Below are 14,863 nucleotides of genomic sequence, written 5' to 3' on the forward strand. Positions count from 1 at the left end.
GCTTGGTATTAAACTTATGAATACAAAAAGGTGTGATCCATATGAAATTATACGATAAACCGATTAGAGCATATTTACACAACGAATTAAGTGCTATAGAGGAACATGACGGTGAACTCGTTTATCATTTTGAAAAGGGGTACGTGACAGTTCTTGGTGAGTTTGAATGTGAGAAGTATGTTGGAGGAACAGCTTGTATTATTTTTAATCAAGAAGATGTTATATCTGTTGGAAAAGGAATGCTACGATTTATTGACAAAGGAGTCAATGAAAAAGAGGGAGCCTTTTTTTAATGACTAATAGATACTATGAAGCAACGGCACTCTTTCTTGATCTTGCTATAATGGCAGATTAGTCAGTAAAGAATTTATAAATATTGGTTTATTCTGCATTTTATAAGAAAATAAAATGATTATTGAGTTAATAGGGGGTAATTTATGAGTGTTGAAATGATAAAAATTTACGATGAACAAAAAAATCCATTAGGCATAACTAGTCGTGATATCGTTCACCAAAAAGGTTACTGGCACGATACCTTTCATTGTTGGTTTTTAAAAAATGAAAATAATATAGATTATATATATTTTCAATTACGTAGTAAGGTTAAAAATGATTTTCCTAATTTATTGGATATTACGGCTGCTGGTCATATCTTGGCCAATGAAACTGTTGGAGAGGGTATTAGGGAAATAAAAGAAGAATTAGGCATGGATGTATCAATGGAAGATTTAGAATTAATAGGTGTTATAAAGGATTGTATTATTACTGAAAATTTTATTGATAAAGAATTTGGCAATGTATATATGTATAGAGTAAATGAAGAACCTGTATATAAACTTCAAAAAGAAGAAGTATCTGGTATTGTAAGAACCAAATTCAAAAATTTTTATGATTTTGTTTTTGATAAGAGAACTGAAATTACTGTAAATGGTTTCATAATTAATACGTATGATGAAAAGTTAGAAATTACAAAAAGTGTTACAAAAGAAGATTTCGTACCACACTCTGGTTCATATTTGAAAGATGTTGTAACAATAATTAAGAATGTTATGGATTGCTAAAGAGAGGTATAGTTGTCAGGGATGCATTTCCTTAATAAATAAACAAATTTTATTTAAAAAGGCAACCAAGTTTGTAAACAAATATACTTCAACATCAACTAAAGGGGATTTTAGCTCGATTAAAACGATGGTCAGTTTTTTGCGGACTTTCAACTCTAAGTAAAAAATGTTCCTAATCGTCGTTATGGGAAAGTTACTCAATTTTATTCCCAATCTTTAAATATCTATTGTGAAATTCATTATGATAATCTGATTATATAGTATACTGGGCATCTTATTACAATAATATACATAAGGATTTTTGCAATGGAAAAGTGGGATTTATTTGATAAGCATCGTAATAAAATAGAGAAACAAATAACTCAGGGGGGATGAAATGAAACCAGAAGAGTTCTATTTAATAGTACACATATGTATATTTAATTCAAAAGATTCAGCAACGTCAGCCCTTTAAGCAAGGGTGGTCGAACCTTTGGAATATCACTTGTGGTGGTAGTGCTGTTGCAGGTGATACAGTCAGCAGGCTGCTTCAAGCGAGCTATTCGAGGAATTGGGGAATTCATAATAACTTTGAAAAGATTCGTCTACAATTTACTATTAACTTTGAACATGGCTTTGATGATTATTATTTAATTGAATATGAATTTGACTTGAATGAATTGACAATACAGACTGAAGAGGTACAAGCAGTCAAATGGGCCTCTAAAGAAGTACAAAGAACTTTTTAAGTTAGTAAATAATGTAGAAATCGATGAATGGATTCTCTATCCTATTAAAACCCAAATAAATTCTAAAAAAACATGGGACGATGTTGTTAGACAAAATAAGGAAGCAAGAGATGAAAGAATGTCTGAAGACCTTATTGCAATTGGTGATGATGGTTCGGGAGATCTACTGTGCTTTTAAAAAGTGAACAGAAAAATTGAAGATACCATTTTTCTCTGGAATCACGAAACAAGGGAATTAGACGAATATGCAGCTAGTTTAGAGGAGTTTATTAATTAAATATCTGAAGAAAATGATGAATAAACAGTAACACCCTTATTCAACGAATGCTTTCGTTAAAGATGGAATGGCTGTGGCGCTCCCGTTTACTTCTTGTGCAACTTGCAGTTTAATCGTTCATAGCTTTTTTTAGAGCCAGATATTATTCAAGAGAGACGAAACCGGCGCTCCCCTTTTGTTTAGGATAGAACCGGTTTAGGCATAATGAGTTTATAACTAGTCATAATGGATAACAATTTTAGATACCAGGAAAACCGTCTTTAAACATACATTCAACTTAGCTTTTTTCACTCTTTTTTTTACCTTTTTCCAAAAGCCATTTAATAAAAAAGTTTGGCTCTTTGATTCGACAGTTGTGAAAAGCAGAGATCTTCCATTCCCCATTTTGTTTGGCTATTACATTAGTATTGATAGATTCTCTTTTCTTATTATAATTTTTTTGGTTTGACATTTTTGTATTTCCTATACAGTGAACAATTGCTAGTTCATCATTTAGGAAACGAATGCTCGTAATTCGTCCTTGCATTTGTGATCCCTTTAAGACACCATTAAATAAATCCTGATGTGATCTCTCTACTTCTTTTTTTCCTTTTAAATGCTGTCCGAAAAAAGTAACATAGTCAACATCTTCCGTAAAGCAATTCGCAAATGCTTCGCCATCTCCATGACTCCATGCCGAAAACATTTCATTAAATAAAAAGTGTATGGCTTCTTTATCTGTTTTCCATTTTTGTGTCATTTGAATGTTCCTTTCTCTTATCGTTTTTTATGCTCATCTTAATCTGTTCTTTAAAATTAGTTGCCCATTGTTTTTCTAGATTCCATTGCTCTGCATTTAGGTGCATTAAACTTTCTATGGTCGTATAAAATGAGGTACGATGCATTGACTTAACATGCTCAGGATTTTCATCAAATTCTAATTGTTGGGCCTTGATATGATCAATTGCTGTTTGACAATATTTTATATAGTGATGAACCAAATAGAGTTGATCTTCTTCGTTTAGAAATTCAAAGTAGATGGCCTTTATGTGAAAAATTTTTTGGTAATTTCCAAGATTTTTTTTTGTATCCATCATCAACTCAAAAAAACGTGATTTACCTTTATTCGTTATTTCGAAAGTACGACTTGGCCGATCGGTAGGAAAAGGGACAGTGGCTGGATCAGATTCTTGAATCAGACCAGATTTCTCTAATTTATTAAGCAATGTTGAAAGAGTTCCTCTGCTCACCTGCTCCCATGGACCAATGGTGTCATTTGATATTTTTGAGATAAGATATGCATGTAATGGAAATTTCATTAATAACGAAAGTACAAGAAGTTCATACATTCATTATCAAGCTCCCTTCTATAGTTTTGTTAAAACTAATTTAATAAAACTATATTCAATACTTTAACTTTTGTCAATGAAATATGAAAAAAGTACGTATTGCTTATTAAATAAACTGGCTCGTTTCTAATGTAAGAAGTTGTCTTTTTTATACTCTAAACAAAAGATTGTGAGGTTATTCACTTAAACTAACATGTGCTTTAAAGCTTGAAGTTAGATCCTACTTTTATAAAGCTGGATTTCAAAAATACATATTACAGACGCCTTTCTAGTCATGGCAGCTAATGTATCGTTCGTTGGATTGTACTTATTGTATTAATGCTTAAATCATTAAACGTCTAAACCTTGCTAAATAAGGATTAGACGTTTTCTTTATTATTCAATAATCTAGTTAATAGAAAAATGAACACTACTTCTTATATAATACTGTGCAATAGTTTAAATTAAATAGAGATTCTAGCTAGAGTTAGTACAAGCTGAATTATTTTTCCATTTTCCAGCATTGCATTAATTGGTGTATGCTTTCCTCGATTTTTTCTAATGGAATGCCTCCAAACCCTAACAGGAATGTTGGATACTTATATTCAATTGGTTTTATAAGATAATCGCTTAATGGATAAATGGAGATATGGCTTTTTGCTGCGATAGCTTTTAGCTCATTTTCACTTTTGGGCAAGGGTAGGGAAATTAAAATATGCATCCCGGCTTGATCTCCAGTGATGATGACTTCTGGATAATCTGTTTTAAAGATATGGATCAGTTTATCAAGTTTTTTACGATAAATTTTCCGCATACGATTTAAGTGTTTTGAAAAATAACCGTCTCTCATGAAGCTGGCTACTATATGCTGGTCAAACCTTGGTACAGTTGCCGAATAATAACTGAATGTTTCCTTATATTTCTTCAACAATGTAGAAGGCAAAAGAAAATAGGCCAATCGCAATGAAGGCATTAATGACTTGGTGAACGTACTTAGATAAATCACCTTATTGTTTTGGTCCATCCCGTGTAAGGCGGGAATGGGTTTACCAGTGTAACGAAACTCGCTGTCGTAATCGTCTTCAATAATGTAGCGATTTTTACTTTTGGCTGCCCACTGCATTAACTGTGTTCTCCTTGTGGCGGAAAGAACGGCACCTGTCGGAAATTGGTGAGAAGGTGTAATATAGACCACATTCGCCTTTGTTTTTTCCAGTTGATCCACCATCAATCCGTCTTCATCAACTGGAATAGGGATGGCTTTATTTTGCAGTTGAATTCTAGGGCTTGCTGAATAGCCAGGATTTTCAAGGGCTAAGGTTGAATCTTTTTCAAGCAACTTTAAAATCATAGGAAAGAGTTGTTCTGTTCCTGACCCAATCACAATTTGCTCTGGTTTACATATTATCCCACGCGATTGATATAGGTATTTGGCTATTTCCGCCCGTAAAGTGTATTCCCCTTGTGGTTCTCCAATCTGTAGCAACTCCTTTGACGGTGTATCATATAAATTTTTTGCATACTTTCTCCACTGGGAAAAAGGAAAGGAATCTGTGTCGATTTTTCCAGGATGAAAGTCAATTCGGATCATTTCTTTCTCTATATCCTCCATAGGCAACTCAACATTTTCTGTTTCAATATAAGGTAATTCGTTTATATCCTCTACAAAAAAACCAATCCGTGGTTTTGAGACAATAAATCCCTCTGCAACCAGTTGAGCATATGCCACTTCGATAGTTGTTTGGCTGATGTTTAAAAAATCGGCCAATTTTTTTTTGGAGGGGAGTTGCGTTCCAACTTCAATTTGTTGGCTTAAAATAGCAGATTTGATTCCCATATATAGCTGCTCATATAAGGGTTTAGTTGTGTTTTTATTCAATTCAAACATAAGCATATCCATTCGGGAAGTATCCTTTCTGACCACGTTATTTTTATAAAAATTGACACTTTTTATATTGTCAGATTTTATTATACTAGTAATCATGAAGAAGAGGATATTCTTTTTTTAAACTGAAAAACAAATACTTGAAGGAAGAGGAGAATTTTGCATGTTTACGACAAAACAAAACAAAACGAGAATCCTAGTTCTCAATGCACTTTTTATTACTTTAACGTTTCTTGCTACAATGTTTATCAACATCAGGCTGCCACTGATGGGAAATGGGGGACTAATCCATTTGGGTAACGTGCCGTTTTTGATTGCTGCATTTCTTTTTGGCAAGAAATCTGGTGCGATTGTAGGCGCTTTTGGAATGGCTTTATTTGATATTATGTCAGGCTGGACATTATGGGCTCCATTTACATTTGTAATTGTTGGTACTATGGGATATATAGCAGGACTTATTGGGGAAAAGATGCCTGGCAAAAAGTCTTTTGTATATATAATGGCAGTTGCTGTTGCCATGATCATCAAAGTTGTCGGCTACTATTTTACAGAAGTAATCCTTTATGGCAACTGGATCCAGCCATTCGGCTCCGTGCCAGGTAATATCATGCAACTTGTCATCGCCGGCATCATCGTCGTGCCACTTACAAAAGGGTTTGAGCAACGCATTATTAAGAGTGTCCATTAAGAGTGCCTGGCACCACAAAAAGACAAAAGGGATTAAAATGTCCTTGCTGAGAGTACATTTTAATCCCTTTATTTAGTGTGGAACTAATCAACCAATTTGTTTACATATTAAAAAAATTCATACAACCCTTCGTCAAAATATCGAAATTCATCCATGGTAATCTGATAGTGTTTATATCCTGCATAAAAAGCTTCTTTAAACCTGTTATTATGAACAAAGCTTCTAATGGCTAATGCTTCATCATAGCGGGGATCACCAACTGTCATGCCAGCGACATCAATGAACTTTGTTACAGCGCCATTCACAACAAGAACATTGTCTGTTGTGCAATCTCCATGTATAATCGTTTGGTTTATTGGCGCTGGCTTGTTGCTTTTCAACAAAGTGAGAAGTTCATTGGATCCTTCTGTCCATCCTTTTTTAACATAATACTCCGCTTTTAGAAGACGTTCAGATAACCATTCACCTACATGATGAAATGGATCCATTATTTCTGTAGTATGCAGATTATGTAAAAGTTGACCAAAGCTTTGGATTAAAGCACATTTCTCTGTGTCTGTTTTTGCTTGGTTTAAAGCAGCTGTTAAGGTGATCCCTTGTTCATAGGACATGATCAAATGACTGCTGGCTTGTTCCTTTATAAATCCATAGTAATACGGAACAGGAATAAATTCTTTCCCGATTAATTTTTCTAAAACACATGCTTCTGTCTGAAGCCAATCTCGATATTTTTCATCAAAAGCGCTTTTTAGTATGTAGGTGCCACTTCTGGCCAGCATTTGATACACGGTAGAAGTACTGCCTTGTTCAGCAACAAGAGAAATAGATAGAAGCGATCCAATTATTTTCTCTAACTGCTTTAGTGGTAATTCGTTCAATTCTTTCACCAGCTTTCCATTATTCTATTTTTATATGGCCAAGAAAAGAGTAAAGAAAGAATCTTGATGAGATAGGTCACTGGAATAATTTATAATAATATTATTATGTTAACTAATGATTTTGGGACATTTTTTTCAAGCATATCCTCTATAATGATAGAAGAGTGCAATAATTTATTGCTTTCGACCATTATCCTTTTTGCGATACATATTTAAAAGCAAATCATAGATAAGATAGACAATGACAAATACAATAAAAATGTTGTACCAGATAGTATCAATGTTTGTTAAGATTAATAGAAGACCTAAACCAGTAATCAAAATTTTTATCAATACATGTAACTTATTCATCATCATTCACTCCCAACCAATTCTTTAAAATAAAGATCCCCCATTCAAACAAATTAATAGTAATAACTCTATCAAAGAAAAAACATAAAGAGCTAAAAATAAATCAAAGTAGAATTCTCCTATAGAATAAAATCCGCTTTATCTGTTATCAATGCCTTAAATAGAAAGTATATAAGGGAAATCAAGGTTCATTCCAAAAAATTGAAGTAACAAACGGTACTATACCGTTAAGAAAAAGATAAGGACATTGCCGATAAGGCGCTAATTTGAATGACTCCTTTTTTTAAGAAACCAGAGATAATCCCAATGAGAGGAAGAAGCCATATGAGTATGATAGAAAGAGTATTGGAATAGAGACACGCATAAAAAATACAACGATAAAAGCCATCAGCGATATAATAAAAATAACAAAAGATCCAACACCAAAGAAATTCCGTTTTACATAATCTCTTATCCTTTTTTGTTTAATATTACCATATTGCAGCTTTAATAATAAAGAAAAGGAGTTTGATAGATAAATGCCTATTTACTTCACCAACCAAGAAATCGAAATGGTAAATCAATTAAATAAAACTGGCTATTTAACTGGAAAAGCAGAATTTGTGGATATAGACTTTCTCCCTTCTTATAGATGGATGATAGAACAAATGGGTAAGAGGCTGAATCATAATGGCTCCTATCCTATTTGGCTGTGGACGACAAAACCAAATTTACAGTCGGAAGGACATTTTAATAAAGGAACAAAAGCTGTATGTTTAACAGTCGAGATACCAGAAAACCAAATTCTGTTTTCTGATTTTTCTGCTTGGCATTGTGTGTTAAATAACGGTTTTTGCCCTATGACTGAGGAGGAAGATACTTTATTCGACGATGGTAAATTAACTATTACAAAGGAGCAAAGCTGGGAAAGAATTTTCGATTTAGCAAAATTGCGTAATTCAGAAATGTGGAATAACGGGGATCAAATAGTTCAAGGGGTGACACCTATAATTCAAAAAGAACAGATTGTAAATATAGAATATTTTATTGCAAAATAATAGATTTATTGAAATAATATCGTGAATGAAAAAGAGGAATTAGCTCCTTTCTATGGAATTTTTAAATTAATGTCATAGATTAGGAGAAAAAAGATGAAAAATATATTAGTGCTAGGCGGCACGCGTTTTTTTGGAAGGAAGCTTGTGGAATTGCTGCTGAAAGAGGGACACCGTGTTACGATTATGACTCGAGGGACTGTAAGTCATCCATTTGACAACGAAGTGAAACATATTATCGCTGATCGTTCTAAAAAGGAACAATTACAACATCATTTCGCAGGTCAAACCTTTGATATTGTTTATGACAATATCTGTTATACACCTAATGAAGCAAAAGACTTTTGTGATGTATTTAATGGGAAAATAGGAAAGCTTGTGTTTACTTCCTCTTTATCTACTTATCCTGTTGATGGAAACGAAAAAAGAGAGGCAGATTTTCATCCATACAACTATCCAATACAACTAGATAAGAGCGAATTTGTTTATGATGAAGGAAAGCGGCAGGCAGAAGCAGCATTTTTCCAGTATGCAGATTTCCCCGTTGTAGCGGTAAGATTTCCAATTGTGTTAGGGGAAGATGATTACACGCGTCGGCTGCATTTTCATGTTGAGCGAATTCAACAGGATAGAACGATCGGCTTTGTTAATATGGAGGCAGAAATGTCCTTTATTCTTGCTTCGGAAGCGGCCGCATTTTTAAAGTGGGCAGGTTTTTCAGAGGTGGAAGGGCCATTTAATGCGACAGCAAATGGGAAAATTACAATGAAAAAATTAATCCAAATAATCGAAAAGATTACAGGACATACTGCAAAAATTACCCTTGACGGAGATGAAGAAGATTTCTCTCCGTATGCCATTCCTGCATCATGGTATATGAATACGGAAAAGGCAGAAAAAGCAGGATTTACGTTTACGAATCTGGATGATTGGCTGCCAGCTTTGATTAAGAAGATTGCAAAAGATAATAAAAAATAATCTGTATTACTGAGATTTTAAGATAAAAATGTAACGAAGAAGAAATCCCCCGAGAATTAGACCATATTTAGTGTATGTCTTATTCTCTGGGGATGTTTTTGTGGAAAGGAGAAATATAGTCTTAGAAAGAGAAAAGAAACTAAAGGAAGATACCTATTATACAAATGTTTTGTCAGATGGATAACAACGGAATTATCATTAACAAAAAAATTAGTTGATATGATAAGTCGTATAAAAAGAATAAATAGCTCTACAAAGTAATTTTCGGGAGACTGGCAGTTGTTTTATTAACGAAAGAATAGATGTTGATATTTATAACACTTCCCTCATCTGTAAAATTCAATTAAATACAAATTGACATATCGTATTTTTTAGATATAATAAAAACCATGAAACCTATTGAAATCTTTAAAGCCTTATCAAATGAATCAAGGCTGCAAATTTTACATTGGCTAAAAGAACCTGAACGTCATTTTGTACCTCATGAAGGGATTGATATGAGAAAAACAGGGGTATGCGTTAGTCAAATAACAGAGCAATTAAAAATGACGCAATCAACAGCTTCTCAATACCTAAATATACTTTTGCGAGCTGGGCTGATTAAGACAGAGCGTATTGGAAAGTATACGTATTACAAAAGAGATGAAGAAGCAATAAAAAATATTGCAGCTATTTTGGAGCAAGAGATCTAAAGTAAATGTAACTGAATTCTCTCTAAGAATTCAGCTTTATTTACACCTAACATATCGATATATCACGATATGTTTATATTTATCATTTACATATCGTCTTTTCTAGATATGTAAATATAATATGCGAAGGAGAGATTATTTTGTCTAACACATTTAAAATTTATATTTTAGCACTTATTAGTTTTTTAGTTGGAACATCGGAGTATATTATCTCTGGTGTATTGGATAACATTGCAGATTCACTAGGAATCACTTTGGCGGCTGCAGGACAATTAATAACGATATTCTCGCTTGTCTATGCAATCTTTACACCCATTCTTATGGCACTAACATCAGGCATGGATAGACGAAAGCTTATGATTGTATCACTGGGCTTGTTTGTGATAGCAAACATATTTGCATTCTTATTGCCAGGTTACACCTTATTTGTTTTCTCAAGAATTATAATGGCACTAGGCGCTGGAATGGTCGTCGTTACAGCTCTGACTATCGCGGCAAAAATAGCACCTGAAGGTAAACAAGGTAGTGCAATAGCTACTGTAGTGATGGGATTTACAGCATCTTTAATCATTGGTGTTCCACTAGGACGAATTATTACAGATGCATTCAACTGGAAAGCAGTATTTGGCGGAATTGCGTTCCTTGGGTTATTAGCGATGATCATCATCTCATTCGTAATACCGTCAACAAAAGGAGATGAACCGGTTCCGTTGAGACAACAACTTGCTCTCCTAAAGGATCGAAAAGTAGCGATTGGTTTATCCATCACCTTTTTCTGGCTTGGCGGGTATTCAGTTGCTTACACATACTTATCTCCTTATCTTTTGAACATCTCAGGTATCCATGAAAAATTATTAAGTGGAGTTCTGCTTATATTCGGTGTTGCTAGTTTATTCGGCTCAAAATTCGGTGGTTTTAGCACAGACAAATGGGGTGTGTCACGTACATTAATAGGTTCGATGCTTCTACACATTGTCATGCTTATTCTTTTATCATTAATCACTCACACATATGTTGGTGTTGTAATCATACTAATATTGTGGTCCTTTGCAGCGTGGACATCAGCGCCAGCACAACAGTTCAATTTGGCAACCATAAAACCAGAATCATCCGGAGTACTTTTAGGACTAAACCAGTCAATGATGCAATTATCAATGGCTGCAGGGGCAGGAATTGGTGGGATATTTGTAGAAAAGGTATCGCTAGGTTCCATCACCTGGGTAGGAGTACTTGGATTAGCTATAGCTATTTTTATGGTATTAAAGTCTTCTCGTGGCAACTTACATAAATAGTTGAAAACAAGGTAAAAGGAACAAAAGATTTCAAGTATAATAGGTTTCTCTCTAAGTTGTTAATACTAAATGGAAAGTTTTTAAAAGGTTGCTGGTGGATTATAACGGGTTCTTTTTTGGAGTATAGAGAAAACAATCCAATTAGATATGTAATTAACATGAAAAACGACCAGATTTTTGTCTGGCCGTTTTTCATATCTTATTTCTTAAAATATATACACCAATCATAAGAAATAAAAATCGTATAGTAACAACTAATAAAAATCTTTATGACCATTCTTTCTGCTTATAATATTGGCGTATTTTGCAAGTGGTTTGTCGCAGTTCGCTAGTTACAAGACTCTATTGGAGAGGTATTATTAAACAGTACCATTTGTAAAAAAGGACATAATTACATTTAAAATTAGTAATGTAAATAGAAAAAGGAGGACCATATATATGACGTTGTATGCCTCTGACCGTATTAAAATGCCGGCAGGATTTTGGACAGGATTACGTCAATTGGGGATAGACGCCATCGACATGGTTGGAAAAGCACAATTGCCAATCACCATTGTTTCTGATCCAGTTGTCACCACAGCCCAATATTTTGCGATTTGGCAGGCTTATTCCGATCTCGTTGACGACACTGCGAAAGGAATCATCAAGCTTGCGACATCCTTTGAAACAGATCATTTCCCTCCGACTGTCTTAGCAACTTACCATGCTCGTGACTACCGTGATGCCTTAAAGCGGATGGCTAGGTACAAACAACTGTGCCCTCCTGAAAGCTTATATATTACCGAGGAAGGGGAACACTGTACAATTGAAATAAAATCATTGCATAGTGAACAACCCGGTCTGACCATATTAATTGGTATTACGATGGCATTTCTTCTCGAACTGGGACGTCGGGGTACAGGTCAACCTTTGACAGCAAGATTCGTAGAATTTTCGACCCATTCAATTGGCGACCTACAGTTACTTGAAGATTACTTTGGCTGCCGAATTCAGCTCGGTACAAATTGTAACAGGTTGACTATACATCGAGCAGATCTGGATCGTCCCTTTGTCTCATACAATGCAGAATTGCTAGAGATATTAACTCCCGTACTCGAACAGTCGTTGAATGAGCAAGTACGCAGACCTTCTATTACTGAGACAGTCAAGTGGATCATGAAACGCAGCCTAACAGGAGGTCGCCCTGATATTCAGACTATTGCGAGCGAGTTAGGGTTAAGCGATCGTACTTTGCAGCGGCGGCTTACGGAAGAAGGCACGAGCTTCAAGCATTTGTTAACAAAAGTTCGACATGAGCAGGCAAAAGAGTACCTGGCAGACCCCTCACTTGATATTAAAGAGGTCGCCTTTTTAATTGGATATGAAGATCAAAGCTCGTTCTATCGAGCCTTTCATCTTTGGGAAGGTACTACTCCTTTAAAATGGCGCACTGAATATCTCGATTTAAACTTGATTAATTGACCGTTTACTTTTGGAACTGTATTATCAGTCGGATAATTTTAATAATAACTAGAATTTACTTCAAACGAAAAGGAGCAATGGATTATGCAGCTAGATTTAAAAAATAAAACAGCTTTAGTCACTGGATCATCAAGAGGGATTGGCAAAGGAATTGCCATTGAACTAGCAAAAGAAGGTGTTAATGTACTAATTAATGGCCGAAATTACGAGGAGGTGGAACAAACCGTAAATGAAATTAAACTAGAGTTCCCTGATACCTTCCCTCAAAATGCCACTGCTGATATAGTAGATATTCAACAAAGGGAAGCATTATTTAAAAAGCATCCTCAAATTGATATTTTAGTTAACAATACGGGGATTTATGAAATAATGAAATACGAGGACGTCAACGATGAAGTATGGGAAAAGTATATCCATACCAATGTTCTTGCCGCAAATGGATTATCTAAATTTTACTTCCCGAAAATGATAAAAAATAATTTTGGTAGAATTATTTTTATTGCGAGTGAAGAAGCAGTTATGCCTTCGGGACAAATGCCGCAATATTGTATGACAAAAACAATGCTATTATCATTGTCAAAAAGTCTATCTAAATTAACAATAGGAAAAGAAGTCACTGTTAATACGATTATGCCAGGTCCAACACTCTCCGAAAATGTTCATCAAATAATTGAGGGGATGTATCCTAATGAAGATATGACATTTTCAGAAAAAGAGAAAAAATTTATGACCACAAATCTACCTCAGTCTGAAATCCAGCGATTTATCAGACCAGCTGAGATAGGTAGATTAGCTGCCTTTATATGCAGCCCTTATGCATCCGCTTTTAAAGGTTCTCCGATCCGCATGGATGGAGGCATGGTACCGACTATTTACTAGCACTTTTTCCTTTACTCATCTCTCAGAGTAAGTAAAAATTCTTTCAATAAACAAATCTTTGTCGAAATGACGAGTGTGCGTTTTCTTTTTCTGCTAAGCGTTGTTTACAGTAGATTACTCTTTTACTATTAAAGCGAACAACTGCATACTAATATTATTTTGCAACTTAATAATCATACATAGTGATTTTGTGTTTAAAAATAAACAATTAAAATGTTCTATTTGTACTAAATAAATTGAAACTAATGAAAGTCTTCAAGTTGAACTATAATTTCCATACACCGAAGTTAGAGTCAATATCCTAACTTCGGGCAGTATTAGCAAAAAATGCTAACTCAGGAGCATATTATCATTTATCTTTTGCTTGCCTGCAGAACGTCTATTACCAAATGCCTTTTTAGCTAAATAAATTTTTTCAAATCATTAATCGCCTGTAAATGCATGCCTTCGTGAAAAATCGTACGAATCAGCACTTGTTCGATTGTCTGCATTCCCATATCAATTGGGGGATATTCTTTTTCCAGATCAGCGCCGTACTTCTCTAATATGGCTTGTGGTTGTGACTGCAAAAGTACTTTTAATTCCGTAAAAGAAGGTGTTTCTTCTGTAAAGTTGGCTGGTGTAGTACCGAAACCAAACCATTGATTGAATTGTTTTGAGATAGCAGTGGGTACTTTAGTCAATGCCTCAATCCATAATAACTGATCAAGATATAGGTGACCAAGATTCCAGCGGATATTATTCCTAAACCTCGCTGGAATGATTTCTGCCTGTTCTTCTGTCAACGATTCAACGGCCCCTAAAAGTTCCTTTCGATAGGTTTCTAATTGTTTAAACAAAACTTCCTGACGTGGTTCCATTTTATCCACTCCTTTAAACATTAAATTACTATAAACATTCGCTATATATTTGTCTTTTTCCTGCACTGAAAGAATAGAGATCTGTCTAACGGAAATAATAGAAAAAATAGAATTACAGTCAGGAGGAGAACAATGCCTCGCAAGGATGTAGAGATTAGTGAAGAAGTAGAAAAAAAAGAACCGACGAATATGAAAAAGGAAGAAGGAGAAGAAGATAAATTAAACCGGATGCTGGCAGCAGTAATGGAGTATATTTCCGATGATGAAGTGGAAGAAATCGACATTGAATACATATTGGATCAAACAGAAGGACTTCGCGACTGGTGGAATCAATACCGGGAGAAAAACCGCAAGCGCATGGAAAAAGAAATTAAAGAGTCATTAGGGGAATTGTCCCTTGAAGAATTGGAGAAGATTCGGGAACAAATAAAGGCAAAGCAATAGAAAAAAAGGTTTTCATCGTCGCTGATGAAAACCTTTTTAAATTTTTTT

Annotated in this window: 16 protein-coding genes and 1 pseudogene; 11 read left to right on the top strand and 6 right to left on the bottom strand. The window is 34.6% G+C overall.

All coding sequences use genetic code 11. From position 1 onward, the window contains the following. Window positions 1-41: 41 nt before the first annotated feature. The 3 genes and pseudogenes from NSQ89_RS07955 (at window position 42) to NSQ89_RS07965 (ending at window position 2,066) form a co-directional block, all read left to right on the top strand. Window positions 42-293, top strand: coding sequence for a hypothetical protein (locus NSQ89_RS07955; protein ID WP_341132439.1), 252 nt, complete (start codon window positions 42-44; stop codon window positions 291-293). Window positions 294-437: 144 nt separating this feature from the next. Then, complete coding sequence (locus NSQ89_RS07960) at window positions 438-1,061, top strand: NUDIX hydrolase (RefSeq protein ID WP_341132440.1); 624 nt, start codon at window positions 438-440, stop codon at window positions 1,059-1,061. 672 nt (window positions 1,062-1,733) lie between these two features. After that, window positions 1,734-2,066 (top strand): annotated as a pseudogene (locus NSQ89_RS07965) (SMI1/KNR4 family protein). A gap of 277 nt (window positions 2,067-2,343) precedes the next feature. Here NSQ89_RS07965 and NSQ89_RS07970 read toward each other — a convergent pair. The 3 genes from NSQ89_RS07970 to pdxR all read right to left on the bottom strand — a co-directional run bounded on the left by NSQ89_RS07970 (window position 2,344) and on the right by pdxR (window position 5,273). After that, window positions 2,344-2,805: an SgcJ/EcaC family oxidoreductase gene (locus NSQ89_RS07970; RefSeq protein ID WP_251687059.1), complete on the bottom strand. Its 462-nt coding sequence runs from the start codon at window positions 2,803-2,805 to the stop codon at window positions 2,344-2,346. Then, window positions 2,780-3,394, bottom strand: coding sequence for a PadR family transcriptional regulator (locus tag NSQ89_RS07975; RefSeq protein ID WP_341132441.1), 615 nt, complete (start codon window positions 3,392-3,394; stop codon window positions 2,780-2,782). Before NSQ89_RS07975 ends, NSQ89_RS07970 begins: the two co-directional genes overlap by 26 nt. Window positions 3,395-3,875: 481 nt before the next feature. Further along, window positions 3,876-5,273, bottom strand: a complete 1,398-nt coding sequence (gene pdxR, locus NSQ89_RS07980; protein WP_172885233.1) for a MocR-like pyridoxine biosynthesis transcription factor PdxR — start codon at window positions 5,271-5,273, stop codon at window positions 3,876-3,878. Between the two features lie 148 nt (window positions 5,274-5,421). Here pdxR and NSQ89_RS07985 point away from each other — a divergent pair, with 148 nt between their 5' ends. Next, complete coding sequence (locus tag NSQ89_RS07985; protein WP_095257460.1) at window positions 5,422-5,946, top strand: ECF transporter S component; 525 nt, start codon at window positions 5,422-5,424, stop codon at window positions 5,944-5,946. A gap of 107 nt (window positions 5,947-6,053) precedes the next feature. Here the strand turns inward: NSQ89_RS07985 and NSQ89_RS07990 are convergent, their stop codons facing one another. Together NSQ89_RS07990 and NSQ89_RS07995 are read right to left on the bottom strand one after the other, a co-directional pair. Next, window positions 6,054-6,824: a phosphotransferase gene (locus NSQ89_RS07990; RefSeq protein ID WP_445668959.1), complete on the bottom strand. Its 771-nt coding sequence runs from the start codon at window positions 6,822-6,824 to the stop codon at window positions 6,054-6,056. A 174-nt stretch (window positions 6,825-6,998) separates the two neighbouring features. Next, on the bottom strand, window positions 6,999-7,175 hold the full coding sequence (locus tag NSQ89_RS07995; protein WP_328054222.1) for a hypothetical protein: 177 nt from the start codon (window positions 7,173-7,175) through the stop codon (window positions 6,999-7,001). 518 nt (window positions 7,176-7,693) lie between these two features. Here NSQ89_RS07995 and NSQ89_RS08000 point away from each other — a divergent pair. The 6 genes from NSQ89_RS08000 to NSQ89_RS08025 all read left to right on the top strand — a co-directional run bounded on the left by NSQ89_RS08000 (window position 7,694) and on the right by NSQ89_RS08025 (window position 13,511). Beyond that, the gene (locus NSQ89_RS08000) at window positions 7,694-8,212 is read left to right on the top strand and encodes a DUF3841 domain-containing protein (RefSeq protein ID WP_341132443.1); all 519 of its coding nucleotides are present in this window, start codon (window positions 7,694-7,696) and stop codon (window positions 8,210-8,212) included. 93 nt (window positions 8,213-8,305) lie between these two features. After that, window positions 8,306-9,187: an NAD-dependent epimerase/dehydratase family protein gene (locus NSQ89_RS08005; RefSeq protein WP_251687067.1), complete on the top strand. Its 882-nt coding sequence runs from the start codon at window positions 8,306-8,308 to the stop codon at window positions 9,185-9,187. A 389-nt stretch (window positions 9,188-9,576) separates the two neighbouring features. After that, window positions 9,577-9,879: an ArsR/SmtB family transcription factor gene (locus NSQ89_RS08010; protein ID WP_047940192.1), complete on the top strand. Its 303-nt coding sequence runs from the start codon at window positions 9,577-9,579 to the stop codon at window positions 9,877-9,879. A gap of 140 nt (window positions 9,880-10,019) precedes the next feature. Next, window positions 10,020-11,171: an MFS transporter gene (locus NSQ89_RS08015; protein WP_095321376.1), complete on the top strand. Its 1,152-nt coding sequence runs from the start codon at window positions 10,020-10,022 to the stop codon at window positions 11,169-11,171. A 438-nt stretch (window positions 11,172-11,609) separates the two neighbouring features. Further along, window positions 11,610-12,632: a helix-turn-helix transcriptional regulator gene (locus tag NSQ89_RS08020; protein WP_341132444.1), complete on the top strand. Its 1,023-nt coding sequence runs from the start codon at window positions 11,610-11,612 to the stop codon at window positions 12,630-12,632. A gap of 84 nt (window positions 12,633-12,716) precedes the next feature. Then, on the top strand, window positions 12,717-13,511 hold the full coding sequence (locus NSQ89_RS08025) for an SDR family NAD(P)-dependent oxidoreductase (protein WP_341132445.1): 795 nt from the start codon (window positions 12,717-12,719) through the stop codon (window positions 13,509-13,511). Between the two features lie 401 nt (window positions 13,512-13,912). Here NSQ89_RS08025 and NSQ89_RS08030 read toward each other — a convergent pair whose 3' ends face one another. Beyond that, complete coding sequence (locus tag NSQ89_RS08030) at window positions 13,913-14,371, bottom strand: DinB family protein (protein WP_047940196.1); 459 nt, start codon at window positions 14,369-14,371, stop codon at window positions 13,913-13,915. Window positions 14,372-14,503: 132 nt separating this feature from the next. Between NSQ89_RS08030 and NSQ89_RS08035 the strand changes: the two genes are divergently transcribed. Beyond that, window positions 14,504-14,815, top strand: a complete 312-nt coding sequence (locus tag NSQ89_RS08035) for a hypothetical protein (protein ID WP_047940197.1) — start codon at window positions 14,504-14,506, stop codon at window positions 14,813-14,815. Window positions 14,816-14,863 lie beyond the last annotated feature (48 nt).

It is taken from the genome of Niallia sp. FSL R7-0648 (assembly GCF_038007005.1).
Classification (GTDB): Bacteria; Bacillota; Bacilli; order Bacillales; family Cytobacillaceae; genus Niallia; species Niallia circulans.

Coding starts and splice junctions, on each gene's coding strand:
- NSQ89_RS07955 (WP_341132439.1), top strand. CDS start 42: ATGAAATTATACGATAAACCGATTAGAGCATATTTACACAACGAATTA.
- NSQ89_RS07960 (WP_341132440.1), top strand. CDS start 438: ATGAGTGTTGAAATGATAAAAATTTACGATGAACAAAAAAATCCATTA.
- NSQ89_RS07970 (WP_251687059.1), bottom strand. CDS start 2,805: ATGACACAAAAATGGAAAACAGATAAAGAAGCCATACACTTTTTATTT.
- NSQ89_RS07975 (WP_341132441.1), bottom strand. CDS start 3,394: ATGTATGAACTTCTTGTACTTTCGTTATTAATGAAATTTCCATTACAT.
- pdxR (WP_172885233.1), bottom strand. CDS start 5,273: ATGGATATGCTTATGTTTGAATTGAATAAAAACACAACTAAACCCTTA.
- NSQ89_RS07985 (WP_095257460.1), top strand. CDS start 5,422: ATGTTTACGACAAAACAAAACAAAACGAGAATCCTAGTTCTCAATGCA.
- NSQ89_RS07995 (WP_328054222.1), bottom strand. CDS start 7,175: ATGAATAAGTTACATGTATTGATAAAAATTTTGATTACTGGTTTAGGT.
- NSQ89_RS08000 (WP_341132443.1), top strand. CDS start 7,694: ATGCCTATTTACTTCACCAACCAAGAAATCGAAATGGTAAATCAATTA.
- NSQ89_RS08005 (WP_251687067.1), top strand. CDS start 8,306: ATGAAAAATATATTAGTGCTAGGCGGCACGCGTTTTTTTGGAAGGAAG.
- NSQ89_RS08010 (WP_047940192.1), top strand. CDS start 9,577: ATGAAACCTATTGAAATCTTTAAAGCCTTATCAAATGAATCAAGGCTG.
- NSQ89_RS08020 (WP_341132444.1), top strand. CDS start 11,610: ATGACGTTGTATGCCTCTGACCGTATTAAAATGCCGGCAGGATTTTGG.
- NSQ89_RS08025 (WP_341132445.1), top strand. CDS start 12,717: ATGCAGCTAGATTTAAAAAATAAAACAGCTTTAGTCACTGGATCATCA.
- NSQ89_RS08030 (WP_047940196.1), bottom strand. CDS start 14,371: ATGGAACCACGTCAGGAAGTTTTGTTTAAACAATTAGAAACCTATCGA.
- NSQ89_RS08035 (WP_047940197.1), top strand. CDS start 14,504: ATGCCTCGCAAGGATGTAGAGATTAGTGAAGAAGTAGAAAAAAAAGAA.